Source organism: Brucella oryzae (genome assembly GCF_041929965.1).
GTDB lineage: Bacteria > Pseudomonadota > Alphaproteobacteria > Rhizobiales > Rhizobiaceae > Brucella > Brucella oryzae.
In genome coordinates this window covers 86859-110936 of record NZ_JBHEEO010000003.1, presented here as the reverse complement: position 1 = coordinate 110936, position 24078 = coordinate 86859, and the positions used below count along the sequence as shown (strand labels likewise).

Genomic DNA, 24078 nt, shown 5'->3' with positions numbered 1-24078 from the left:
AAGCTCGAAAGCTGTCAATCGGATGTTTTCGAAACACCGGTGAATTAGCACAATTTCACGCCGAATCCCGATCACGGACTAGTGAAATCCACTACATAATTCGCTACTGCACGTGCTATTCACAGTGCACTGTTTTCCAGAAAAGCCAAACCGGACACCAATTGAAATTGCAATTTTTATCGTTTGTTTTCAGTATATTGAGGACAATTCAGCGGATAATAAAAGACGATGGATTGAAGAAAACGAAACCAGGCACGCGCTTGAACGCATAGCGATTTTCCCCACAATCACTCTTTGGTGAAAAAAAATTCGCTCTCTCGAAAATTTTACAGACAAGCTGATAGCGTTATGTTATCTCCGGCATACGCCATTGCCCGACTTCATTATAAACGGGGCTGGGAGCGACGTATTTTCAGTCGCGGGAGGAATCCAAATGTCAATGAAAGCACATATCCGCCATGCGTGAGAAAGGTGACATCATCATCGGGATCGACGCGGGCACTTCCGTGCTCAAGGCAGTCGCTTTCGATCTCAGCGGACGTCAGATCGAGTCTGCAGCCGTTCGCAACAAATACGATACCGGCGACCATGGCGCCGTCACGCAATCACTTTCCCAGACATGGCATGACTGCGCGCGCGCCTTGCGCGATCTTGGCGCCAAGCTGCCGGGCCTTGGCCAACGCACCGCCGCGATTGCCGTCACCGGACAGGGTGACGGAACCTGGCTTGTCGGTCGCGACAACCAGCCGGTTGGCGATGCCTGGTTGTGGCTCGATGCCCGCGCGGCAACGACCGTCACGCGGCTTGCCGCTGGCCCCATGAACCGCGCGCGCTTTGAAGCGACCGGAACCGGGCTGAATACCTGCCAGCAGGGCGCGCAGATGGCGCATATGGACACAATCGCGCCGGAACTGCTCGACAATGCAGAGGTCGCCCTTCACTGCAAGGACTGGCTCTATCTCAATCTCACCGGCGTTCGCGCCACCGATCCCTCGGAAGCAAGCTTCACCTTCGGCAATTTCCGCAATCGTCAGTATGACGATGTCGTCATCGACGCGCTCGGCCTGACGAAACGCCGCGGATTGCTGCCGGAGATCATCGACGGGACGCAAGTGCAGCATCCGCTTTCCCCCGAAGCGGCAGCTGCAACAGGTTTGCGGGCAGGAACGCCGGTGAGTCTTGCCTATGTGGATATGGCCATGACAGCGCTCGGTGCGGGTGTTCGCGGCGGCACGGCGGGCGCGGGATGCTCGACCATCGGTTCCACAGGCGTGCACATGCGCGCAAAGCCGGTCGCCGATATTCATCTGAACAAGGAAGGCACCGGCTACGTCATCGCGCTGCCGATTACCGGCATTGTCACGCAGGTGCAGACCAATATGGGCGCAACCATCAATATCGACTGGATATTGCAGGTCGCAGCCGATCTCATGTCGACGCCGGACAAGCCGGTTTCGCTTGGCGACCTCATTCCGCGCCTCGACGGCTGGTTCAATGCCAGCCGTCCCGGCGCGATCCTCTATCACCCTTACATTTCGGAAGCTGGCGAGCGCGGCCCCTTTGTGAATGCCGATGCGCGCGCCGGGTTCATCGGCCTTTCCAGCCGCGACCGTTTCCCGGAACTGGTGCGTTCGGTCGTGGAAGGGCTCGGCATGGCGACGCGCGATTGCTACGCCGCCATGGGTGAAATGCCCGCCGAACTGCGCATTACTGGCGGCGCGGCGCGCTCAAAAGCGCTGCGCAGCACCCTTGCCGCAGCGGTCAATGCCCCGGTGCGCGTTTCGGCCCGCGAGGAGGCAGGCGCTGCCGGTGCCGCCATGATGGCTGCGGTGGCCATCGGTGCCTATCCAAGCATGGACGACTGCATCGCCGAATGGGTGGAGCCGCTTTTGGGCGCAAGCGAAGCGCCGGATGCGGCACGTGCACGGCATTATGAAGAACTTTTCGTTGCCTATCGGGAAGCGCGGCTGGCTCTTGCGCCGGTCTGGGACAAACTCGCTTCCGGCAAATAAGGAAACATTGAAATGGCTGAACCGGAAACCTGCGACCTGTTTGTAATCGGCGGCGGCATCAACGGCGCGGGCGTGGCCCGCGACGCTGCCGGGCGCGGCCTCAAGGTCGTGCTGGCGGAAAAGGACGATCTGGCCCAAGGCACATCATCGCGGTCGGGCAAGCTGGTGCATGGCGGTTTGCGCTATCTCGAATATTATGAGTTCCGCCTTGTGCGTGAAGCGCTGATCGAACGCGAAGTCCTTTTGAACGCCGCTCCGCACATCATCTGGCCGATGCGCTTCGTGCTGCCGCACAGCCCACAGGACCGCCCGGCCTGGCTGGTGCGGCTCGGCCTGTTTCTCTATGACCATCTCGGCGGCCGCAAGAAGCTTCCCGGCACGCGCACGCTCGATCTGCGCCGTGACCCGGAAGGCACGCCGATCCTCGACCAGTACACCAAGGGTTTTGAATATTCCGACTGCTGGGTCGATGATGCCCGTCTCGTGGCGCTCAATGCGGTGGGTGCCGCCGAAAAGGGCGCAACCATCCTCACCCGCACGCCGGTCGTCTCCGCACGCCGCGAGAATGGCGGCTGGACCGTGGAAACAAAAAACCGCGACACCGGCGAAACCCGTACATTCCGCGCGCGCTGCGTCGTCAATTGCGCCGGACCATGGGTTACAGATGTCATCCACAATGTCGCCGGCTCCAACTCCTCGCGCAATGTGCGTCTCGTCAAGGGCAGCCACATCATCGTTCCGAAATTCTGGTCGGGCGCCAATGCCTATCTCGTCCAGAACCACGACAAGCGCGTGATCTTCATCAATCCTTATGAGGGCGACAAGGCGCTGATCGGCACCACCGACATTGCCTATGAAGGCCGGGCGGAAGACGTTGCAGCGGATGAGAAGGAAATCGAATATCTGCTGACTGCAGTGAACCGCTATTTCAAGGAAAAGCTCCGGCGCGAAGACGTGCTGCACTCCTTCTCCGGCGTGCGCCCGCTGTTCGACGATGGCAAGGGCAACCCTTCCGCCGTCACCCGCGATTACGTCTTCGACCTCGATGAAACCGGCGGCGCACCGCTGCTCAACGTCTTTGGCGGCAAGATCACCACCTTCCGCGAACTGGCGGAGCGCGGGATGCATCGCCTCAAGCACATCTTCCCGCAAATGGGCGGCGACTGGACGCATGACGCACCGCTTCCGGGCGGCGAAATCGCCAATGCCGATTATGAAACCTTCGCCAATAGTTTGCGCGACACCTATCCGTGGATGCCGCGCACGCTCGTCCATCATTATGGCCGTCTCTATGGCGCACGCACGAAGGACGTGGTGGCTGGCGCACAGAATCTCGAAGGGCTTGGCCGTCATTTCGGCGGCGATTTCCACGAGGCGGAGGTGCGTTATCTCGTGGCAAAGGAATGGGCGAAGACGGCGGAAGACATTCTCTATCGCCGCACCAAGCATTACCTACACCTGACCGAAGCCGAACGCGCCGCCTTTGTGGAATGGTTCGACAACGCCAATCTAGTTGCTTGAGGACGACATGGCCCTTACGCTTTCGCTTAACACCAATCCGCTGGTCAACCGCTTTGCCGAACCGGATGACCTGATCGAAACGGTTGCCCGCGACCTGCGCCTGCGTGACCTCCAGCTTACGCATGAATTCATCAATCCAAGCTGGCAGGCTTCAACCATCCGCCGCCTCACCCGCGACATGGACAAGGCCTTACAGCGCACCGGCGTCCGGGTCACTTCGGGCATGACTGGCCCCTATGGCCGCCTCAACCATTTCGGCCATCCCGACGCAGAAGTGCGTCGCTATTATATCGACTGGTTCAAGACTTTTGCCGATATCATCGGCGATCTCGGCGGCAAGTCCGTCGGCACGCAGTTTGCGATCTTCACCTATAAGGATTTCGACGATCCGGCGCGCCGCGAAGAGCTTGTCAAGGTCGCCATCGATTGCTGGGCGGAAGTCGCCGAACATGCGAGCCGTGCCGGTCTCGACTATGTGTTCTGGGAGCCGATGAGCGTCGGGCGCGAATTTGGCGAAACGATTGCCGAATGCATGAAACTTCAGGATCGCCTCAGTGCTGCCGACATGGCAATTCCGATGTGGATGATGGCCGATATCGACCACGGCGATGTGACGTCCGCCAATCCGGACGATTTCGATCCTTACGCCTGGGCGCGCGCCGTGCCGAAAGTCTCACCCATCATTCACATCAAGCAAAGCCTGATGGACAAGGGCGGGCATCGTCCATTCACTGCCGCATTCAATGCCAAGGGACGCATCCAGCCGGAACCGCTTTTGAAAGCTTTTGCCGAAGGCGGCGCGGTGGATAATGAAATCTGCCTCGAACTTTCGTTCAAGGAGCGCGAGCCGAACGACCGTGAAGTCATTCCGCAGATTGCGGAAAGTGTGGCTTTCTGGGCTCCGCACATTGACACTGGCGCTAAGGACTTGAAGATATAGGGAAATCAAGACGGGAACGCTTTCTATAATGGCAGATGCAGACGATTCTCTGGCGCTTCGCGCCGCCTGGCTTCATTTCGTGGCGGGCATGACCCAGTCTGCCGTTGCCAAGCGCCTTGGCCTGCCTTCGGTGAAAGCCCACCGTCTCATTGCCAAGGCTGTTGCCGATGGCGCGGTGAAGGTCAGTATCGACGGCGACATCACCGAATGCATCGACCTCGAAAACCGCCTCGCCGATATGTACGACCTCGACTATTGCGAGGTTGCGCCCGACATTGGTGAGGAGGGCCTGCCGCTGATGGCGCTCGGCCATGCGGGCGCGAATTTCATGCGCCGCGAAATCGAGCATGGCGATCATGAGGTCATCGGCATCGGCCATGGCCGCACACTTTCGGCAGCGGTCAGCTATATGCCGCGTGTCGTCGCCAATGATCTGCGTTTCGTCTCGCTGCTCGGCGGACTGACGCGCAATTTCGCCGCCAACCCGCATGATGTGATGCACCGCATCGCGGAAAAAACCGGAATGCCCGCTTATGTGATGCCGGTGCCCTTCTTCGCCAACACAGCGGAAGACCGCGAAGTGCTGCTCGCGCAGCGCGGCGTCACCACGGTTTTCGACATGGGTTGCCAGGCCGAACTGAAAATCGTCGGCATCGGCACAGTCGATGCGCAGGCGCAGCTTGTCACATCCGGCATGATAGAACTGGCCGAAGTGGAAGAGATCGCCAGCCTCGGCGGTGTTGGCGAAATGCTCGGCCATTTTTTCGATGCCAACGGCCAGCGCCTTGAAACCGCACTGACGGCCCGTACCATCGCGGCTTCCGTGGAAAACGCGGATATGAGCCGTATCGTGGGCCTTGCGGGCGGCCTTTCCAAGGCGGACGCCATTCGCGCCGTGCTGAAAAGCGGGCGTCTTTACGGCCTCATCACCGATGAGCGGACAGCAAAGGCGCTTGTCGGACGACCGAACGGAAAATAACAAAATCACATTTTTGCCGTGGATTTTTTTGTGATTTTGTGATCTAACTTCATGCAATAATGTTCCGCCCAACAGATCGGATAAAGCGTGAAGCGCGACGACAGAAGACAGGCGATCATAAACCTTCTGATCGAAAATCAGGCCGTCGATCTCGACGATCTGGCGGATCGGTTTGCCGTTTCCAAAATGACGATTCATCGCGATCTGGATTCGCTGGAACATACCGGTGTGCTGCGCAAGGTGCGCGGCGGTGCGACGATCGACGCGGGTACGCAGTTCGAGAGCGATTTCCGCTTCCGCGAGCGGCAGGACGGCGAAGCCAAGCAGAAGATGGCCCGCGCCGCGCTTGAGCTTGTGGAGCCGGGCATGACCGTGATGGTCAATGATGGTTCCATGGCCGCACTTCTGGGCGGTATGCTGCGGGAAAAGCGCCCGCTCACCGTCATCACCAACAACGCCGTCATCATCGATGAGCTGAAGGGCGAGAACGGGATCAATCTCATCGCGCTTGGCGGTGTTTTCTCGGCCAAGTTCAATGCGTTCTTCGGCATTCTGACGGAAGGCGCCTTGTCACACCTCAGCGCCGACATCGCCTTCATTTCCTCGCCCGCAGTCAATGGCAAGCTCGTCTATCATATGGATGAGAATGTGGTGCGCACAAAGCGCGCGATGACAGCATCCGCAGCCCGTACCTGCCTTCTGGTCAATCACCAGCGGTTTGGGCGCCCGGCCCTTCACGTCATGGCCAATCTGTCGGATTTCGACGCGATCATAACCGATTCATCCCCCGGCGCAGAGGTTCTGGACGAGCTTGAGCAGGCCGGGATCAGACTGACAATAGCAGCAGACTAGGAACAGTTACGCATGACCAAATTCTGGATTGGCACCAGCTGGAAGATGAACAAGACGCTGGCCGAAGCCCGCATCTTTGCGGAAGCGCTGAAGGCGGCTGACGGAGGCCGTTCCGCCGACATCCAGCGCTTTGTCATCCCGCCGTTTACCGCCGTGCGCGAAGTGAAGGAAATCCTGTCCGGAACCTCCGTCAAGGTTGGCGCGCAGAACATGCACTGGGCTGATCAGGGTGCATGGACCGGCGAGATTTCGCCGCTGATGCTCAAGGATTGCAATCTCGATATTGTCGAACTCGGTCATTCCGAGCGCCGTGAACATTTCGGTGAAACCAACGAAACGGTTGGCCTCAAGGTCGAGGCCGCTGTGCGCCACGGCCTGATCCCGCTCATCTGCATTGGGGAAACGCTGGAAGACCGCGAAAGCGGACGCGCGGCACACGTGCTTGAAGAAGAAGTGCGCGGCGCGCTTTCCAAACTTTCCGACAGCCAGAAGCAGGCTGAAATCCTGTTTGCCTATGAGCCGGTCTGGGCCATCGGCGAAAACGGCATCCCGGCTTCCGCCGACTATGCCGATGCGCGACAGGCGGAAATCATCGCGGTTGCAGAAAGCGTGCTCGGTCGCCGCGTGCCGTGCCTTTATGGCGGCTCGGTCAATCCGGGCAATTGCGAGGAACTGATCGCCTGCCCGCACATTGACGGCCTGTTTATTGGCCGCTCGGCGTGGAACGTGGAAGGCTATCTCGACATTCTGGCCCGGTGCGCCAACAAAATTGCATCCAAATAAGGAGTAACGTCATGAAAATAGCAGTAGCAGGCGACAGCGCCGGCGAAGGTCTGGCCAAGGTTCTGGCCGATCACCTCAAGGATCGCTTCGAGGTTTCGGAAATCTCGCGCACGGACGCTGGCGCGGATGCATTCTACGCCAATCTTTCCGACCGCGTGGCTTCCGCCGTTCTCGATGGCACCTATGATCGCGCCATCCTCGTTTGCGGCACCGGCATCGGCGTGTGCATCGCGGCCAACAAGGTTCCCGGCATTCGCGCAGCGCTGACGCACGACACCTATTCGGCGGAACGCGCAGCACTCTCCAACAATGCGCAGATCATCACCATGGGCGCCCGCGTCATTGGTTCGGAAGTGGCCAAAACCATTGCCGACGCCTTCCTCGCGCAAACCTTTGACGAAGGTGGCCGTTCGGCTGGCAATGTCAACGCGATCAACGAAGTTGACGCGAAGTACAACAAGGCCTGATCGCCCGTAATTTTTCACACCGGCCCGAAATGATTTTCGGGCCGGGTTGAACTGAACGGCTCAGTTTTCAGGGATTATAGCGGCATAATCCCGTGCGCCGTGCAGGATATGGACGATAACCAACTGATCGACATCCACACGGTAAAAGATCAGGTAATTGCCATGGACCTTGCGGCGAATGCCCTGCTTTTCATATCGGGGCACCAGTGGAAAAGCCTCCGCCGAGGCAGCAAGCGCCAGGCATTCCCGTTCCATTTCATCGATAAAGGATAAAGCTCTGAGCGGATTGTCCCTCGCGATATAGTCGCCTATCCGCAGGAGATCATCCGTCGCTTCGTCCGTGAAATGGACCTTCATTCGGTCGTGTCCGGCAGCATTGCCTGATAGCGTTTACGCAAGGCCCCGAATACTTCCTCCGCACCGGATGTGCGGTTCGCATCAGCGTCGGCAATCCCGCGCATGATCGAGGCGTCGAGCGCAGCAAGACGGGTTTCCCGCTCCTGAACCAGCCGCACGCCTTCTCGCAAAACCTCGCTTTTCGAGCCGTATCGTCCCGTATCGACAAGGTTTTGAATGTAGCTTTCAAGCTGCTTGCCAAGGTCTGCGCTAATCATGGTTGGCCTCCATTGGTTGCGTGATCGCAGGTTAAAGCCTTTATCAACTATTATCAACGGGCCCAGAAAGCAAAAAAGCGGAAGGTTTCCCCTCCGCTTTTCTTTTGTCGTGTCCGCTAAATTTAGCTGAACTTCGGGTCCAGCGAGCCATCGCGATAGCGCTTAGCCATGTCGGAAAGCGGGATCGGACGGATCGACGCAGCATGACCGGCGGTGCCGAACTGCTCGAAACGCTCCTTGCACAGCTTGGTCATCGCAGCCATGGCGGGCTTCAGATATTTACGCGGATCAAATTCGCTCGGGTCTTCCTGCAGGACACGACGGATCTGGCCGGTCAGCGCCATGCGGTTGTCTGTGTCGATGTTGATCTTGCGCACGCCATGCTTGATGCCACGCTGGATTTCCTCAACCGGAACGCCCCAGGTCGGCTTCATCTGGCCGCCGTATTTGTTGATGATTTCCTGCAACTCTTCCGGTACCGAAGACGAACCGTGCATGACAAGATGCGTGTTCGGCAGCTTGCGATGGATTTCCTCGATCACATGCATGGCGAGCACGGAACCATCCGGCTTACGGCTGAACTTGTAGGCGCCATGCGAGGTGCCCATGGCGATTGCCAGCGCATCGACCTTGGTTTCGCGCACGAACTTCACGGCCTCGTCCGGATCGGTCAGAAGCTGGTCGTGCGACAGCACGCCTTCCGCGCCATGGCCGTCTTCGGCATCGCCCATGCCTGTTTCGAGCGAACCCAGAACGCCGAGTTCGCCTTCAACCGAAATGCCGCCCAGATGCGACATCTCGCTGACCTGGCGCGTGACGGAGACGTTGTAGTCCCAGTCGGCAGGCGTCTTGCCGTCTGCCTTCAGCGAACCGTCCATCATGACGGAGGTGAAGCCTGCCTGAATGGCGGTCATGCAGGTGGCGGCTTCGTTGCCATGGTCCAGATGCACGCAGACCGGGATATGCGGATAGATTTCCGTCACCGCATCCATCATGTGACGGAGCATGATGTCGTTGGCATAGGCGCGCGCGCCGCGCGAAGCCTGCAGGATCACCGGCGCATCGACGGCATCCGCCGCTTCCATGATGGCGAGCGCCTGTTCCATGTTGTTGATGTTGAATGCCGGGACGCCGTAACCCTTTTCAGCGGCGTGATCGAGCAATTGCCGCAGCGTAATGCGCGCCATTTCTAGCCTCCTAGTCGACTTCAGATCAGATTATTTCGCGAAATATGTGCCGAGGATATCCACCTCTTCGGCAACGCCGAACACCAGTGCACTGCGCTCGTGATAGGTTTGCGGGACGATATCGAGAACGGGTCTCGAACCGTCGGTCGCCTTGCCGCCTGCCTCACGGGCAAGGAAGGCAATCGGATTGGCTTCGTAGACGAGCCGCAAGCGGCCCTTTTCGTAGCCGGGGCGGCTGTCATTCACATAGAAGAACAAGCCGCCGCGCTGCATGATGCGGTGCATGTCGCCCACCGCAGCACCGAGCCAGCGCATGTTGAAGTTACGCCCGCGCGGACCATCCTTGCCGTTATAGGCATCGTCCACATAGGCTTTCATGCCGTCTGAGAGGTGGCGATAAACGGATGCGTTGAACGCCAGATCGGATGTGCGTTCCGGCAGCATCACATTGCGGCGCGTAATATGGAAAACCCCGCTTGCCGGATCGAAGGTCGCGAAGATCACGCCCTCGCCGACCGAAAAGCCGAGATCGACCGAATTGCCGTAGGACACATAACCGGCGGCAATCTGGCGGTTGCCGGGCTGGAGGAAGGGTTCTTCCACATCGGCAGGGAAAACCGAGAAGATCGTGCCGAGCGGCGCGCCGAGGCCCACATTGCCCGAACCGTCGAGCGGATCGATGGCGACAGCCACCAGCCCATCGGCCTTGCCCGCCACGGGGAGGTCCGCTTCTTCCGAAAGAATGGAGGCCGCACCCGCCGCAATAAGCAGCTCGACGAACAGATTGTGCGAACCGACATCGATGCACTTCTGCTGGTCCTGATCGCTGTTGACGCCGACGAGCTTGCCCGGATCGCCGGGAAGCGAACCGCGTGCAATGCGACCGGCAAGCCGTGTCGCGCCAGAAAGAATAGCCTTGATCGCATCGGCAGTCGCAAGACGCAGAGCGTCCTTGCCTGCCCAGTTGTCGAGATAGGCGCCGACGGCTTCCGCTTCCACGCGCTCGCTATCGCCAACCAGAACCAGGGGAGAAAAGTTACCTGCCATTGTCATTTGCCCTGCTCCTGAAAATCCCCTGCGAGGCGCACGGTATCGGAGGAAAGCGCGCGAATGCGATTGGCGCTTTGCAGCTTGTCTGATACGGGCGGGGCGAAATTCATGAACGGCAACCTCCTTGCCAATCGGAAACCCTTGAGCCTGAGGCTTTTTCGCTACCGGTTTGGAAGCCAAAACCTCAGGCACCAGTTCCGGTAACACCGTTTCAAAAGCATAACAATACGGCCATAACATTATAACGATTTAAATGTGATCTTGAGTGTGATTTTTCTTTCCACAGCCCGGTTTCCGGGCCTTTTGCGGGGGTGAATCAACGCTTTGAAGCCGCGACTCACCTTCCGAAACATGAAAAAGCAGCCCGTAGACGACCACGGACTGCTCTTTGGAATGACATCGCTATGAACCGGTTAAGCCCCTGCTATGCGTTGGCGCCTCTCCCGCACCAGCATTGGCCCGTATTCGAGAACATAAAGACCGAAAGCGCCCATCCAGAGCAAGGCCGAGGCGGCAAGGATGGTGTGGAAGAAATTCGGCATGATTTCCGCCAGCGGGCGGATCAGCGCTGCCGCGACGAGGCAAAGATAAGCGGCTTGCGTGACGGGCGAGGCCGTCAGCTCGCGTCCGGTATGGCCGCGCGTCGCCCGCGTCATGACCGCCAGCATCATGCAGCCGATCGCCCCCACGGTCACGACATGCAGGGCGGAATAAGGGTTAAGCCGATCGATGGCTGAAAGGCCGATGGCGATGAAGCCGAGCGGGATGAAGGCATAGGCGACGTGAAGGATCAGCAGCAGCTTTTCACGCGCCACCGACCATCCCCGCCAGCGATAAAGCCGCACGAAATGAAACAGCGCCGCAATCCAAGCCACAACGGCGGTTATGGTCTGGTCGGGCATGGCGATCCAGCCGATGCAGGCAGCGACGCCGACAAGGATGCACACCCCGTCATAGCGGTTGAACGGCACCGGAAAGCGCGTCTTTCCCATCTTGTTGAGCCAGTTGCGGGTGAAGCTCGGCACGATGCGCCCGCCGATCACCATGACCAGCAGGACATAGGCGCTGACACCGATGCGATTGGCCATGGCCACGTCGCCATCGGTCAGGATGAGATAATGGAAGGCCAGATTGGCGACCATCACCGCCGCCACGCCCATCAGCACTTTCAGGTTTTTCCATTGACGGCCAGCGATGATCTCGCGCGCGCAGATGAAAAGCAGGGAGGGGAGAAACAGGCTCTCGACGGCAACGGCAAAGCGCACATCGATAAGGTCAGGCGCCAGAAAGACGAGCCTGCCGACAAGCCATATGCCGCAGAGAATAGCGAGCGGTGTTCCCGATACCGGCAGGCCGCCGGTCCAGTTCGGGATGGCGGTCAGCAGAAAGCCTGCGAGAACGGCAGAGGAGAAACCGAACACCATTTCATGGGCATGCCAGTTCAACCCGCCATAGGAGCCGCCAAGGGGCATTCCGAGCGTCAACGACAATATCCAGAAAAGCATGGCCAGAACGGCCCATATGGCTCCGCCCAGAAAGAATGGGCGGAAGCCATAGCTGAGGAGGACGGGACCGGTCATTTTCAGTCCGCGCGGCATACCTTTTTGATCGGATGGCATCGCAGCAGGTACTGCCTGCAGGCTTGGCTGTCTGGTCATGATGTCCTCGTCATGAGGCCGGTTCAAGTTCGGCCCATCGAGAGTATTGGCATTCTTACTTTGCGGTCTTCACTTCGCGCTGGCGATAACCTTTTCCAGTCGTTGCTGAACCACTTTCGGCTTCTTGGCCGCAACGATCTCATCCAGATTGGCCGGGTTGTCACCCACTGTGATCAGCGCGATCATGCCCATGGCATAATGCGGCGTGCACTTTACCAGATATGCGCCGGGCTGGGTAACCGTCAGCACATAATTCTCGTTGATCTTGCTTTTGAACTTCTCTGCCCCTTCCGGAATCATGTCCTTGATCGACTCGACATTGTGCCCCTTATCGACCGGAACGAAGGTGATCGTGTCACCTGGATTGGCCTTGATATAGGCGGGCTCGAAAACCATGGCGCCATCGGCGCCCTTGTTGAGCATGTGAACTTCGATATTTTCGGCAAGAGCGGGCGCCGCCAGCACAGCAAGAATGCCTGCTGCAGCAAATTTGATCGCGAGGTTACGCATTTTCGTCCTGATCTCCATCGATTGGCGCACCTGCCGTCTCGGCTTTAACACGCCACGTAACGGGGTTTAGACCTCTCGCTCGCCAACCTCTTTGATCTGGATCAAACAGGCGGGTTTATTCCTGATAATGCCGCTCAGAATAAAACCGGCTGATTTTACCTCGGCACGGCATGACAAGCCTGCATGCATCTTGTATGCATTCCACGAACGATACATGCGCATTGGCAAGGGAGGATAGAATGAGCGACACCATTTCGATTTCAACGGAAGAACTCGCCAGGCTTGTACGAGAGATCCTGAACAAGGCAGGTTTCAGCGCCGATCATGCCGCAGCCATTGCCAAGACGATTGTGGCGGGTGAGCGCGACGGCTGCAAATCGCATGGCGTCTACCGCATCGAAGGCTGCCTGCGGACACTCAAGAGCGGCAAGGTTGTCGCCGATGCCGACCCGGTCGTCACGACCGATGACAGCGCGGTCGTTCGTGTCGATGCCAGGGGTGGCTTTGCCAATCTGGCCTTCGAACGCGGCACGCCTGCCCTCGTCGAACAAGCGCGCAAGCTCGGCATTGCGGCGCTGGCGATCAATGACTGCACCCATTTCGCGGCTTTGTGGCCCGAGGTGGAAGCGCTTGCCGAACAGGGCCTTGCGGCAATCGCCATGTGCCCGAGCTACGCCACCGTCGCGCCCGCGGGCGGAACGAAGCCGCTTCTGGGCACCAATCCCTTCGCCTTCGGCTGGCCTCGTCCCGGCGACTACCCTTATGTGTTCGACTTTGCGACCAGCGTTGCGGCACGCGGCGAACTGGAGCTTTATCGCCGCGCCGGAAAGCAGCTGCCGGAAGGCTGGGCCGTCGATGCGGACGGCAACCCGACCACCGATCCGGAAGCCGCCCTTGCAGGCGCGATGCTGCCATTCGGCGGACACAAGGGATCGGCCATTTCCACGATGATCGAACTTCTGGCCGGCGTGATGATCGGTGATTTCACCAGCCCGGAAGCGCTCGACTTCCTTGGCACGACGACGCTTGCGCCGCGCCACGGCGAACTCATCATTGCCTTCGATCCTGCCCGCATGGCGGGCGGGCGCGGCAACCCGCAGGAACGCGGCGAGATGCTGATTGAGGCGATTGCCGGACAGGGCGCGCGCTTGCCATCGCAGCGCCGCTTTGCCGCTCGCCGCGATTCACTTGCCAAGGGCATTACGCTGACCGCCGCCGAAATGGCGCTTCTGGAAAAGCTGAAGGAAAAGGGTCTCGACGCGGTGTCGTGATCCCAAACAAAAAGGCGCCGGAATTCGGCGCCTTTTTCTTTATCTCAGCCCGGCTCAGGCAGCGTATTTCGCCGCCGTGCCGCCCTGCTTGATCCAGTCGGCATACCAGTCCTGGAACAGCTTCAGCTGGGCTTCACAATAGCCGCGCTGGCTATCGGACAGCTTGTCCGTCTCGTTGAAATGCAGCTCATATTCGGGATTGCCGGTCAAAACCATCATGTGCTTGTAGAAAAGGACGAGGTCCGGGCCTTCATCGAAAGATGAGAGGACGTTGAGCGCAGCTTCCAGTTCCAGCGCCAGCTTGCGTGCTTCGACATCGCCTGCAGCCGCAGCCTTCGACAATGCCACCAGATGCTGAACTTCCTTCGGCAGCACATTGCCGATGCCTGTAATCGCGCCGGTTGCGCCGCAATTGACGAAGCCGTGGAAAACGCCGGTATCGACGCCGACCATCAGCGTTACATCGTCATCGGCGCTAGTGATGTTTTCAGCCGCGTAGCGCATCGGTTCCGCGCCGCCGAATTCCTTGAACCCAATGAGGTTCGGATGTTCTGCGCGCAGCGCAAAGAAAAGATCGGCGCGGGTCGCAAAGCCGTAATAGGGGCTGTTATAAATGACAGCCGGCAGATCGGGTGCCGCCGACAGGATCGCCTTGAAGTGCGCCTTCTGCGCCGAAATGGAGGAACCGCGCGAGAGAACGCGCGGAATGACCATCAGGCCCTTCGCGCCGACTTTCTGCGCATGGGCGGCGTGGGCCGCAGCAATCTTCGTGTTGACGGCGCCGGTGCCGACGACGACGGGCACGCCAGCCTTGGCAAGCGCTTCGACGCCCGCCATGCGTTCCTCGTCCGAGAGGAGCGGCCAGTCACCCATGGAGCCGCAATAGACGACCGCGGACATGCCCTTCGCGATCAGTTCCTTGCCTTTGCGGACCAGCGCATCGAAATCCGGCGTGCGGTCGGGCTTGCAGGGGGTCATGAGGGCCGGAATGCAACCGGAGAAAATGTTAGAGGTCATAGCGTCGTTCCTTGGACGTTTTTCCTTGAGCGTTCTTCACGCGGGCTGGATCTACAATCGGTCTGCCGAGCGTTGTATTGAATCAAATATACACTTTGTATTTTTCTTGTCGACCAAAATTTTATTTCGGGTTAGGATTGCTTGACCGATGAGATTTAAACTGGTGTTTAGAGCGTGTCTTCCAAAAGTGGGAACCGGTTTTGGGATGAAGACATGCGCTAAAATAAAGAGATAGCGCAGTTGTGCTGCGGCAAATGCACAGATAAAGGACCGACAAAATCATGGACAAAGACGACGCAAACCAGACAGCCGACCGGAAGAAGGGTTCAGGCGTCAAGCTGGTTTACGACGTGCTGCGCGATGAGATCATCGATCTTTCGCTCGCGCCGGGTAGCCCCATCGATGAAAACCAGTTGGCCGAACGCTTTTCCATGTCGCGCACGCCTATACGTGAGGCTTTGGTGCGGCTGGCAAGCGACGGCTTCGTAACCACGCTTCCCAATCGCTCGACCGTTGTGTCCAATATCGACTTTCTGAGCCTCCCCGCATTTTTCGACGCAGTGACGCTGATGTACCGCGTAACGACGCGGCTTGCCGCTCGCAACCGGACCGACAAGGATCTTGAAAACATCCGCGCGCATCAGGAAGCTTTTGCCCGCGCAGTCCGTTCACAAAATGCGCTGGAAATGATCGCGACCAACCGCGATTTTCATGCGGCCATTGCGGAAGCGGGTCGCAATCCCTTCTACACCACCTTCTTTTCGAGGCTGCTTGATGAGGGGCGCAGACTGTTGCGTCTCTATTACCAGTCCTTTGCTGACCGGCTGCCCGAGCGCTACGTCACCGAGCATGAAGACATGATCCGCGCCATCGAAGAACGGGACGTGGATACCGCCGATCTGCTTGGCAAGGCGCATGGAGACCAGATCGTCTACCAGATCCGCAAGCTGATTGCGGAAGACCGCCGCGACCAGCTCGATCTATAGAGCATTTCCGGCAGAGAGGCCGTCGTCAAACGGCTTCCGGCAATTTCCGGAGTTCCATCACCCGGTCGAACCATCCAAGCGTTGCCTGGCTATCCGGAGCCAGAAGAACGCCGCATTCACCGGCGAAGTCGTTCCAGCCTTCGACATAGGTTTCCCGCACCACGGTCAGCACCGGAATCTGGCGCGCATAAGCCGTCTCGATAAGGGCGCGGAAACCGTGCCCTTCCGTCTCGCCCTTGCCGAAACGGTTGAGGATCAGCATATCGGCGCCGCCGTCCAGTTCCGCCAGAAGCGAGCCTGCCACATCGGCGAGTGCCGCCGGATCGAGACGGCATCCCTTCGACCCCGAGCCGAGCGACTGCGAGATGATCTGCGTCACGCCGGTGCCGATATGCTCGATCTCGATATCGCGGCAACATTCATCCGTATTGTTTTCGCGGTGCTGAAGAAAACCCGCCACGCGTAAGCCCGCCTGCCTGGCCCGATGCGCCACACCAGCCAGAAGCTGGTCCACCGGCACATCCTTTGCAGCCAGGATGGCTGCAAGCGTCGGTTCACTCATCATGCCTCAGCTCCATCGTTCGACAGCAGATCGATACCGGTAATATCCGCATCGGCTGCGAGGATCGCGATATATTGCGACACAGCCTTCGACCAGGTGGAGGCCTCCAGCCAGCCGGCAATCCTGTCGGCGACATAATCGAACGGCAGTTCCTCGCCCTCGATACGGCGGTCAAGCCGCACGATATGAAAGCCGAAGCGGCTTTCGATCGGGGCTGGCGTTATTTCGCCGGGTGTCAGGCGTTCCAGCGCCCGCTCGAACTCAGGCACCGTGCTGCCGCGTGTCAGCTGACCGAGATTGCCGCCTTGCGCGCCTGACGGGCAAGACGAATATTCATGCGCAACCGAGGCGAATGTGGCAGGCGCGGCAATCACCGACGACGCCAGATGAGATGCGGTCGTGCGAGCCTTTTCGCGGGCTTGGCTGTCGGCAGGATCGGCAGCGATCAGGATATGGCTCGCCTCCAGAATGGGCGCACTGGTGAAGCGATGGCGGTTGTTTTCGTAGAAGCGCAGGGCTTCCTCGCGGGTGGCGGAAGGCACTTCCACCTCCCGTTCGATCACCATGCGCACCAGCGCGTCCTCGTCGGTTTCACTGCGCCCGTCAGCATCCTTCTCGTGCTCGGGGACGATGCCGATTTCCCTTGCGCGCTGCAAAAGAAGCTCGCGCACCGCCAGCGCCCGCGCGGCGGCAAGCAGCGCCGCGCCGGGATTTTCCGACGGATGGTTTTGCGCCTCCGTCAGAATGTCGGGTTCGTTGATCGCCACGCCATTGACGGACACCGCATCGAAGACCGGGCGCGGCTTCGGCGGCACGCGCGTATCCGGCTCCTGATAGGTCGTGTAGCCCGTATTATGCGCATGAGCTTGCCCAGGCGACTGTTCGGTTGGCTGTTTCCGGTCAAAAAGCGTCACCATGAGCCTTACTCCGCAGGAATACGCATATGCGAGGGCTGAGCCGTATGGTTGCGCTCACGCACGACCTGATAGCCCGGACGCCAGATGTAGCGTACCGGCGCACTCAGCATATGCACAAGGCGCGTGAACGGGAACAGCAGGAAGATGGTAAGCCCCAGGAAGATATGCATCTTGAAGACGATCGACGCATTGGTGATGTAGCTCGATGCAGCCGGATTGAAGGTGAAGATGCCTTGCGCCCAGTTCATGAATGTCACCATTTCACCGCCGTCCAGATGCTGCAGCGAGATCGGAATGGTGCCGAGACCCAGCAGAAGCTGCAACCACAAAAGCATGATGATCAGCGTGTCGGTCGGTCTTGAGGACGCGCGAACGCGCGGATCGAATACACGGCGATGCACAAGCATGCTGGCGCCGACGATTGCCATCACACCGGCGATGCCACCCGCCACCACAGCGAGAATCTGCTTTGCCTCATGGCTGATACCGAGCATGTCGAAAACCCAGATCGGCGTCAGCAGGCCAACCAAATGACCGGCGAAGATGAACAGCACGCCGAGATGGAACAGAACCGAACCCCACATGAGCTGCCTGCGCCGCAAAAGCTGGCTTGAGCCGGAACGCCACGTATAGGGCTCGCGGTCATAGCGGAAGATCGAGCCGAGCACGAGCACGCTCAATGCGATGTAGGGATAGATGCCGAAAAGAAACGTATGGAGGTAAGCCATTTTCCGTCTCCTATATATGTGAAGGGTTGGACGGGGAGCCGGGCTTGCGCTGTGCTGCACGCATCTGCGTGCGCAACCGGTCCGGGCCGCAGGAATTGTCGCCCGCATTGCCGCCAAACGTTACCGCTTCTTCTTCCCAGATGCGGTCGAGCGCGGCCAGATCGTTCGGGTCGTCTTCCTCTTGCCGAAGCAGTTCTCCGACGAGGTTCTTGTCCGGCTTGGCATTGGCGACATGAAGCAGCACCGCAAAGGCGTTGGCATAGGGTGACTGGCGCTTGCGCAGACGCTCACCGATGGCCGCCGTGATATGGCCGGTCTGGGTGAGAAGATCGTGGATTTCCTCCGGCGAGCGCGTTGACAGGAATTCAAGGAACAGCGGCAGATAGTCCGGCAGTTCCTTGGCATCGACGACAAAGCCGTTGTCGTCATACATCTTCATGAGATCGACCATGGCCTGGCCGCGGTCGCGGCTTTCACCATGCACATGCTCGAAAAGATGCAGTGACAGCGAACGCGTCCGGTCGAAGAGATGCACGTAGCGTTCCTGTGCTTCATAGAGGTCGCAGTCGCAGACATAATCGACAAGACTGTCGAGAAGCCTGCGGATGCCGGGCGAGAGCTTTTCCCCGGAAAGCGCCTCTTTCAGTTCCTCTCCGCCAAGCTGCAGCTCGGCGGACGGATAGGACAGCAGCAACGATATGATTTTCAGGGTCTTGTTCATTACACCTGCTCCCTGAAAATATCGGTTGGCGTCTGGACCACCTTCTGGCGCTTGGAGCCGAACAGGTCTTCGGTCGATGTTCCACCCGAGCAGCCATTGCCGAAGGTGAAGCCGCAGGAGCCGCGCACATCATAGGCATCCTCGGTGATTTCACGATGCGTCGTCGGGATGACGAAACGGTCTTCGTAATTGGCAATCGCCATGATGTGGTACATTTCCTCGATCATCGCACCGCTCATGCCGACGCGGTCGGCAATCGCATCGTCGATAACGCCATCGACGGTCTTGGCGCGCATATAGGCGCGCATGGCGAGCATGCGTTCCAGCGCCGAGATGACCGGTTCTTCCTTGCCTGCCGTCAGAAGATTGGCAAGGTAGCGGACCGGGATGCGCATGGAGCGAACATCCGGCAGCGGACCATCCATGCCAAGCTTGCCTGCAGCAGCAGCCGACTGGAGCGGCGAAAGCGGCGGCACATACCAGACCATCGGCAGGGTGCGGTATTCAGGATGGAGCGGGAAGGCGATCTTCCAGTCCATCGCCATCTTGTAGACCGGCGAATGCTTGGCGGATTCCAGCCAGGCTTCCGGCACACCGTCCTTGCGTGCCTGTTCGATCACAGCGGGATCGTTCGGATCGAGGAAGATGTTGAGCTGTTCCTGATAGAGATCCTGTTCATTGGCCGTGGAAGCAGCCTCCGCAATACGGTCGGCATCATAGAGCATCACACCCAGATAGCGGATGCGGCCCACGCAGGTTTCCGAACATACAGTCGGCTGGCCTGCTTCAATGCGCGGATAGCAGAAGATGCACTTCTCGGACTTGCCCGAACTCCAGTTGTAATAAATCTTCTTGTAGGGGCAACCGGAGACGCACATGCGCCAGCCGCGGCACTTTTCCTGATCGATCAGGACAATGCCGTCATCCTCGCGCTTGTAGATCGCACCTGAAGGACAGGCTGCAACGCAGGTCGGATTGAGGCAGTGCTCGCACAGGCGCGGCAGATACATCATGAAGGTGTTTTCGAACTGGCCGTAGATTTCCTTCTCCACGCCCTCGAAATTGTAGTCCTTTGAGCGCTTGGCGAATTCGCCGCCGAGAATTTCTTCCCAGTTCGGACCCCATTCGATCTTTTCCATCCGCTCGCCGGAAATCAGCGAGCGCGGACGGGCGGTCGGCATCGTCTTGCTTTCGCCTGCGGTCTGGAGATGGCCGTAATCGAAGTCGAACGGTTCGTAATAATCGTCGATTTCAGGCAGGTCCGGATTGGCGAAAATCTTGGCGAGGATGCGCCACTTGGAGCCCATCTTCGGCTCGATCTTGCCGTTCTTCTTGCGAACCCAGCCGCCGTTCCACTTCTTCTGGTTTTCCCATTCCTTCGGGAAGCCGATGCCGGGCTTGGTCTCGACATTGTTGAACCAGGCATATTCCACGCCTTCGCGGTTGGTCCAGACGTTCTTGCACGTCACGGAGCAGGTGTGGCAGCCGATGCACTTGTCGAGATTGAGCACCATTCCAATTTGGGCACGGATTTTCATTCTGCTGCCTCCTTAGCTGCGGAGCTCTGGTTGCCGTCTTCAAGCGGACCTTCCATCCAGTCCACTTTCTCAAGCTTGCGCACGACCACGAACTCGTCGCGGTTGGCGCCGACGGTTCCGTAATAGTTGAAACCATAGGACTGGTGGGCGTAGCCGCCGATCATATGCGTCGGCTTGGTGATGATGCGGGTGACGGAGTTGTGAATGCCGCCTCGCTGGCCGGTGAGCGGCGAGCCGGGCGTGTTCACGATCTTCTCCTGCGCATGATACATGAAGATGGTTCCATCCTTCATGCGCTGGGAGACGACCGCACGGGCCACAATGGCGCCGTTGGCATTGTAGACTTCCACCCAGTCATTATCGACGAGGCCCGCCCTTGCTGCATCCGGTTCCGAAATCCAGACAACCGGCCCGCCGCGATTGAGCGTCAGCATCAACAGATTGTCGGTATAGGTGGAGTGGATGCCCCATTTCTGGTGCGGCGTGATGAAGTTCAGCACCAGATGCGGCTTGCCGTCCGCCTTTTCACGGATTGCCGGGTTGACCGTCTTGGTATCGATCGGCGGGCGATAGACGCAGAAGCCTTCGCCGAAAGCTCGCATCCACAGGTGATCCTGATAGAGCTGCTGACGGCCGGTCAGCGTGCGCCACGGGATCAGCTCGTGCACGTTGGTATAGCCTGCATTGTAGCAGACGGTTTCGGATTCAATGCCCGACCAGGTTGGCGAGGAGATGATCTTGCGCGGCTGCGCAACAATATCGCGATAGCGGATCTTCTCGTCTTCCTTGGGAATGGCCAGATGCGAATGGTCGCGACCTGTGAATTTCGACAGCGCTTCCCATGCCTTGACCGCCACCTCACCGTTGGTTTCCGGCGCGAGCGACAGAATGACCTCGGTTGCGTCGACGTCGGTATAGATGCGCGGGCGTCCCTCGCTTGCCCCTGGCTCATGAACCTTGCCGTTCAGATTGCCTAGCAGCTCCACCTCGTGTTGGGTATTCCACGAAATGCCCTTGCCGCCATTGCCCAGCTTGTCGAGAAGCGGCCCGACGGACGTATAGCGCTTGTAGAGGTTTGGATAATCGCGCTCCACAACCACGACCGATGGCATGGTCTTGCCGGGGATCGGCTCGACCTCGCCCTTCTTCCAGTCAAGAACATCCTTCGGCTGCGCCAGTTCGCCTGCCGTGTCATGCAGGGTCGGCACAAGAACGATGTCCTTCTCGACACCCAGCACTTCCGGCGCCACTTCCGAGAACTTCTTCGCGATACCCTTGAAGATTTCCCAGTCGCTGCGTGCTTCCCATGCCGGGTCGGCTGCGCTCGACAGCGGATGGATGAAGGGGTGCATGTCGGAAGTGTTGAGGTCGTTCTTCTCGTACCAGGTGGCAGTCGGCAGAACGATATCGGAATAGACGCAAGTTGTGGACATGCGGAAATCGAGCGTGACCAGCAGGTCGAGCTTTCCTTCCGGAGCATTCTCATGCCACACGGCCTCACGGCTTTCCTGTGCGCCTTCCTGACCCAGATCCTTGCCAAGCAGGCCGTTCGACGTGCCGAGCAGGTGCTTCAGGAAATATTCATGCCCCTTGCCTGACGAACCGAGCAGGTTCGAGCGCCAGACGAACATGTTGCGCGGCCAGTTGGCCTCGTGATCCGGGTCCTCGCAGGACATGGTGACAGTGCCGTTCTTCAAAGCATTTGCAATGAAGTCCTTTGGCTCCTTGCCCGATGCGGCGGCCTCCTTGGCAAGCTCCAGCGGGTTGGTCTGGAGCTGCGGCGCGGAAGGCAGCCAGCCCATGCGCTCGGCCCGGATGTTGTAGTCGATCATCGTGCCGTCCCACGCGCCCTCAGGCGCGGTGGGCGAAAGAATGTCCTGCACCTTCACAGTCTCGTAGCGCCACTGGTCGGTATGCGCATAGAAGAACGAGGTGGAGTTCATGTGGCGCGGCGGACGATTCCAGTCGAGCGCGAAGGCAAGCGCTGTCCAGCCGGTCTGCGGACGCAGCTTTTCCTGACCCACATAATGGCTCCAGCCGCCGCCGGACTGACCCACACAGCCACACATCACCAGCATGTTGATGATGCCGCGATAGTTCATGTCCATGTGGTACCAGTGATTGAGACCGGCACCGAGGATGACCATGGAACGGCCATTGGTCTTTTCGGCATTGGTAGCAAATTCGCGGGCGACAGCAATGATCTGGTCGCGCGGGACGCCCGTGATCTTCTCTGCCCAGGCCGGGGTATATGGCAGGCCCTCGTCATAGGACTTGGCGGAATTCTCGTCGCCAAGCCCGCGATCGAGGCCGTAATTGGCCGCGAACAGGTCGAACACAGTCGCGACCATGACGTCGCCGCCCTTGATCTTCAGCTTGCGGGCCGGAACCTTGCGCACCAGCACGCTGTCATGGTCCGTGCCTTCAAAATAATCGTGCTCGCGGTTGCCGAAATAGGGGAAAGCCACATCGGCAACGGCATCGTGGCTGTCCTTGTCGATGAAGCTCTTGGCAAGCTCCACATCCTTGCCCTTGCCGTCCTTTTCTTCAAGGTTCCACTGGCCATCGTCACCCCAGCGGAAACCGATGGAGCCCTGCGGCGCAACATAGGCGCCCGACTTCGTGTCGAAGGCGACCGTCTTCCAGTCCGGATTATTGCCTTCGCCGAGATCGCCCTTGAAGTCGGAAGCGCGCAGGAAGCGGTCCGGCACATAACGTCCGTCCTTCTTCGAGAGCATGACCAGCATCGGGAAGTCAGAATATTTACGGCAGTAATTCTCGAAATAGGGAACCTGCCGGTCAAGGTGATATTCGCGCAGGATCACATGGCCAAGCGCCATGGCAAGCGCGGCATCGGTGCCCTGCTTGGGATGCAGCCACAGATCGGAAAACTTCGCTGCTTCCGAATAGTCGGGGCAGACAACGACCGACTTGGTGCCCTTGTAACGCACTTCCGTATAGAAATGCGCATCCGGCGTGCGGGTCTGCGGTACGTTGGAACCCCAGAGCATCAGGAAACCGGCATTGTACCAGTCAGCCGATTCCGGCACGTCCGTCTGTTCGCCCCATGTCATGGGCGAAGCGGGCGGCAGATCGCAATACCAGTCATAGAACGACATGCAGACGCCGCCGAGCAGTGACAGGTAACGCGAGCCCGCCGCATAGGACACCATCGACATGGCCGGGATCGGCGAGAAGCCGATCACGCGGTCCGGTCCATAGGTCTTGGCCGTATAGGCATTGGCCGCGGCGATGATCTCGTTGACCTCTTCCCACGTTGCGCGCACGAAGCCGCCGAGACCGCGCACCTTCATATAGTCGGCGCGCTTGGCCGGGTCCTGCTGGATCGCGGCCCAGGCTGCGACCGGCGTTTTCAGCGCGCGTTCTTTGCGCCACAATTTCAGGAGGCGGGAGCGGATCAGCGGATATTTCACGCGGTTAGCAGAATAGACATACCAGCTATAGCTTGCCCCGCGCGAACAGCCGCGCGGTTCATGGTTCGGAAGATCGGCGCGCGTGCGCGGATAATCGGTCTGCTGGGTTTCCCAGGTGATGATGCCGCCCTTGACGTAGACTTTCCACGAGCAGGAGCCGGTGCAGTTCACGCCATGGGTGGAGCGGACAATCTTGTCGTGCTGCCAGCGCTTGCGATAGGCGTCTTCCCAGTCACGATTCTCATTGGTCGTGACGCCATGGCCTTCCGAGAAGGTGCCGACATTCTTGCGCGCAAGAAAGTTCAGGCGATCGAGGAGTAGACTCATGATT

Annotated in this window: 22 protein-coding genes; 9 read left to right on the top strand and 13 right to left on the bottom strand. The window is 59.1% G+C overall.

Going from position 1 to position 24078, the window contains the following annotated elements; genetic code table 11:
* Nucleotides 1-458 precede the first annotated feature (458 nt).
* From JNC70_RS03985 to derI, 7 genes are all read left to right on the top strand, one after another.
* The gene (locus JNC70_RS03985; protein WP_104755621.1) at nucleotides 459-2012 is read left to right on the top strand and encodes an FGGY-family carbohydrate kinase; all 1554 of its coding nucleotides are present in this window, start codon (nucleotides 459-461) and stop codon (nucleotides 2010-2012) included.
* A gap of 12 nt (nucleotides 2013-2024) precedes the next feature.
* Entirely contained in the window at nucleotides 2025-3533 is a 1509-nt protein-coding gene (locus JNC70_RS03980; protein WP_104755622.1) for a glycerol-3-phosphate dehydrogenase, read from the top strand.
* Nucleotides 3534-3540: 7 nt separating this feature from the next.
* Entirely contained in the window at nucleotides 3541-4473 is a 933-nt protein-coding gene (locus JNC70_RS03975) for a TIM barrel protein (RefSeq protein ID WP_104755623.1), read from the top strand.
* Between the two features lie 28 nt (nucleotides 4474-4501).
* Nucleotides 4502-5452, top strand: coding sequence for a sugar-binding transcriptional regulator (locus tag JNC70_RS03970; RefSeq protein ID WP_104755624.1), 951 nt, complete (start codon nucleotides 4502-4504; stop codon nucleotides 5450-5452).
* An 87-nt stretch (nucleotides 5453-5539) separates the two neighbouring features.
* Nucleotides 5540-6304: a DeoR/GlpR family DNA-binding transcription regulator gene (locus JNC70_RS03965; protein WP_104755625.1), complete on the top strand. Its 765-nt coding sequence runs from the start codon at nucleotides 5540-5542 to the stop codon at nucleotides 6302-6304.
* Between the two features lie 12 nt (nucleotides 6305-6316).
* Nucleotides 6317-7087 (top strand): triose-phosphate isomerase, encoded by a 771-nt coding sequence (locus JNC70_RS03960; protein WP_104755626.1) that lies wholly within the window; start codon nucleotides 6317-6319, stop codon nucleotides 7085-7087.
* Between the two features lie 11 nt (nucleotides 7088-7098).
* Nucleotides 7099-7554, top strand: coding sequence for a D-erythrulose-4-phosphate isomerase (gene derI / locus JNC70_RS03955; protein WP_104755627.1), 456 nt, complete (start codon nucleotides 7099-7101; stop codon nucleotides 7552-7554).
* A gap of 60 nt (nucleotides 7555-7614) precedes the next feature.
* Here the strand turns inward: derI and JNC70_RS03950 are convergent, their stop codons facing one another.
* The 6 genes from JNC70_RS03950 to JNC70_RS03925 form a co-directional block, all read right to left on the bottom strand.
* Nucleotides 7615-7911, bottom strand: coding sequence for a type II toxin-antitoxin system RelE/ParE family toxin (locus JNC70_RS03950; RefSeq protein WP_104755628.1), 297 nt, complete (start codon nucleotides 7909-7911; stop codon nucleotides 7615-7617).
* Nucleotides 7908-8168, bottom strand: a complete 261-nt coding sequence (locus tag JNC70_RS03945; protein ID WP_104755629.1) for a type II toxin-antitoxin system ParD family antitoxin — start codon at nucleotides 8166-8168, stop codon at nucleotides 7908-7910. Before JNC70_RS03945 ends, JNC70_RS03950 begins: the two co-directional genes overlap by 4 nt.
* Nucleotides 8169-8290: 122 nt before the next feature.
* Nucleotides 8291-9355, bottom strand: a complete 1065-nt coding sequence (gene fba, locus JNC70_RS03940) for a class II fructose-bisphosphate aldolase (protein ID WP_006472452.1) — start codon at nucleotides 9353-9355, stop codon at nucleotides 8291-8293.
* Nucleotides 9356-9385: 30 nt separating this feature from the next.
* On the bottom strand, nucleotides 9386-10408 hold the full coding sequence (locus tag JNC70_RS03935; RefSeq protein WP_104755630.1) for a class 1 fructose-bisphosphatase: 1023 nt from the start codon (nucleotides 10406-10408) through the stop codon (nucleotides 9386-9388).
* Between the two features lie 410 nt (nucleotides 10409-10818).
* Nucleotides 10819-12063 (bottom strand): NnrS family protein, encoded by a 1245-nt coding sequence (locus tag JNC70_RS03930; protein ID WP_104755631.1) that lies wholly within the window; start codon nucleotides 12061-12063, stop codon nucleotides 10819-10821.
* Between the two features lie 69 nt (nucleotides 12064-12132).
* Nucleotides 12133-12573 (bottom strand): pseudoazurin, encoded by a 441-nt coding sequence (locus JNC70_RS03925; RefSeq protein ID WP_104755632.1) that lies wholly within the window; start codon nucleotides 12571-12573, stop codon nucleotides 12133-12135.
* A gap of 239 nt (nucleotides 12574-12812) precedes the next feature.
* Here JNC70_RS03925 and JNC70_RS03920 point away from each other — a divergent pair, with 239 nt between their 5' ends.
* Nucleotides 12813-13844, top strand: coding sequence for an Ldh family oxidoreductase (locus JNC70_RS03920; protein ID WP_104755633.1), 1032 nt, complete (start codon nucleotides 12813-12815; stop codon nucleotides 13842-13844).
* Between the two features lie 54 nt (nucleotides 13845-13898).
* Here the strand turns inward: JNC70_RS03920 and JNC70_RS03915 are convergent, their stop codons facing one another.
* Entirely contained in the window at nucleotides 13899-14861 is a 963-nt protein-coding gene (locus JNC70_RS03915) for a dihydrodipicolinate synthase family protein (protein ID WP_104755634.1), read from the bottom strand.
* A 281-nt stretch (nucleotides 14862-15142) separates the two neighbouring features.
* Between JNC70_RS03915 and JNC70_RS03910 the strand changes: the two genes are divergently transcribed.
* Nucleotides 15143-15847 carry a GntR family transcriptional regulator gene (locus tag JNC70_RS03910; RefSeq protein ID WP_006468363.1) on the top strand — a complete coding sequence of 235 codons (705 nt, stop codon included), beginning with the start codon at nucleotides 15143-15145 and terminating at the stop codon, nucleotides 15845-15847.
* A gap of 25 nt (nucleotides 15848-15872) precedes the next feature.
* On the opposite strand, the gene JNC70_RS03905 is transcribed toward JNC70_RS03910, so the two are convergent.
* The 6 genes from JNC70_RS03905 to JNC70_RS03880 are packed head-to-tail and all read right to left on the bottom strand — an operon-like array spanning nucleotide 15873 to nucleotide 24074.
* Entirely contained in the window at nucleotides 15873-16412 is a 540-nt protein-coding gene (locus JNC70_RS03905) for a DUF2478 domain-containing protein (protein WP_104755635.1), read from the bottom strand.
* Entirely contained in the window at nucleotides 16409-17326 is a 918-nt protein-coding gene (locus JNC70_RS03900; RefSeq protein ID WP_104755636.1) for a peptidylprolyl isomerase, read from the bottom strand. The genes JNC70_RS03905 and JNC70_RS03900 overlap by 4 nt, the downstream gene beginning before the upstream one ends.
* 5 nt (nucleotides 17327-17331) lie before the next feature.
* Nucleotides 17332-18054 (bottom strand): respiratory nitrate reductase subunit gamma, encoded by a 723-nt coding sequence (narI, locus tag JNC70_RS03895; RefSeq protein WP_104755637.1) that lies wholly within the window; start codon nucleotides 18052-18054, stop codon nucleotides 17332-17334.
* A 10-nt stretch (nucleotides 18055-18064) separates the two neighbouring features.
* Complete coding sequence (narJ, locus tag JNC70_RS03890; RefSeq protein ID WP_104755638.1) at nucleotides 18065-18775, bottom strand: nitrate reductase molybdenum cofactor assembly chaperone; 711 nt, start codon at nucleotides 18773-18775, stop codon at nucleotides 18065-18067.
* Nucleotides 18775-20313 carry a nitrate reductase subunit beta gene (gene narH, locus JNC70_RS03885; protein WP_104755639.1) on the bottom strand — a complete coding sequence of 513 codons (1539 nt, stop codon included), beginning with the start codon at nucleotides 20311-20313 and terminating at the stop codon, nucleotides 18775-18777. The genes narJ and narH overlap by 1 nt, the downstream gene beginning before the upstream one ends.
* A complete protein-coding gene (locus tag JNC70_RS03880; protein WP_374788547.1) occupies nucleotides 20310-24074 on the bottom strand; it encodes a nitrate reductase subunit alpha in 3765 nt (1254 codons plus the stop codon). The genes narH and JNC70_RS03880 overlap by 4 nt, the downstream gene beginning before the upstream one ends.
* Nucleotides 24075-24078: the final 4 nt, after the last annotated feature.

Coding starts and splice junctions, on each gene's coding strand:
- JNC70_RS03930 (WP_104755631.1), bottom strand. CDS start 12,063: ATGACCAGACAGCCAAGCCTGCAGGCAGTACCTGCTGCGATGCCATCC.
- narI (WP_104755637.1), bottom strand. CDS start 18,054: ATGGCTTACCTCCATACGTTTCTTTTCGGCATCTATCCCTACATCGCA.
- narH (WP_104755639.1), bottom strand. CDS start 20,313: ATGAAAATCCGTGCCCAAATTGGAATGGTGCTCAATCTCGACAAGTGC.
- JNC70_RS03960 (WP_104755626.1), top strand. CDS start 6,317: ATGACCAAATTCTGGATTGGCACCAGCTGGAAGATGAACAAGACGCTG.
- JNC70_RS03915 (WP_104755634.1), bottom strand. CDS start 14,861: ATGACCTCTAACATTTTCTCCGGTTGCATTCCGGCCCTCATGACCCCC.
- JNC70_RS03910 (WP_006468363.1), top strand. CDS start 15,143: ATGGACAAAGACGACGCAAACCAGACAGCCGACCGGAAGAAGGGTTCA.
- JNC70_RS03900 (WP_104755636.1), bottom strand. CDS start 17,326: ATGGTGACGCTTTTTGACCGGAAACAGCCAACCGAACAGTCGCCTGGG.
- narJ (WP_104755638.1), bottom strand. CDS start 18,775: ATGAACAAGACCCTGAAAATCATATCGTTGCTGCTGTCCTATCCGTCC.
- fba (WP_006472452.1), bottom strand. CDS start 9,355: ATGGCGCGCATTACGCTGCGGCAATTGCTCGATCACGCCGCTGAAAAG.
- JNC70_RS03880 (WP_374788547.1), bottom strand. CDS start 24,074: ATGAGTCTACTCCTCGATCGCCTGAACTTTCTTGCGCGCAAGAATGTC.
- JNC70_RS03985 (WP_104755621.1), top strand. CDS start 459: ATGCGTGAGAAAGGTGACATCATCATCGGGATCGACGCGGGCACTTCC.
- JNC70_RS03975 (WP_104755623.1), top strand. CDS start 3,541: ATGGCCCTTACGCTTTCGCTTAACACCAATCCGCTGGTCAACCGCTTT.
- JNC70_RS03970 (WP_104755624.1), top strand. CDS start 4,502: ATGGCAGATGCAGACGATTCTCTGGCGCTTCGCGCCGCCTGGCTTCAT.
- JNC70_RS03905 (WP_104755635.1), bottom strand. CDS start 16,412: ATGATGAGTGAACCGACGCTTGCAGCCATCCTGGCTGCAAAGGATGTG.
- JNC70_RS03935 (WP_104755630.1), bottom strand. CDS start 10,408: ATGACAATGGCAGGTAACTTTTCTCCCCTGGTTCTGGTTGGCGATAGC.
- JNC70_RS03925 (WP_104755632.1), bottom strand. CDS start 12,573: ATGCGTAACCTCGCGATCAAATTTGCTGCAGCAGGCATTCTTGCTGTG.
- derI (WP_104755627.1), top strand. CDS start 7,099: ATGAAAATAGCAGTAGCAGGCGACAGCGCCGGCGAAGGTCTGGCCAAG.
- JNC70_RS03980 (WP_104755622.1), top strand. CDS start 2,025: ATGGCTGAACCGGAAACCTGCGACCTGTTTGTAATCGGCGGCGGCATC.
- JNC70_RS03920 (WP_104755633.1), top strand. CDS start 12,813: ATGAGCGACACCATTTCGATTTCAACGGAAGAACTCGCCAGGCTTGTA.
- JNC70_RS03950 (WP_104755628.1), bottom strand. CDS start 7,911: ATGAAGGTCCATTTCACGGACGAAGCGACGGATGATCTCCTGCGGATA.
- JNC70_RS03945 (WP_104755629.1), bottom strand. CDS start 8,168: ATGATTAGCGCAGACCTTGGCAAGCAGCTTGAAAGCTACATTCAAAAC.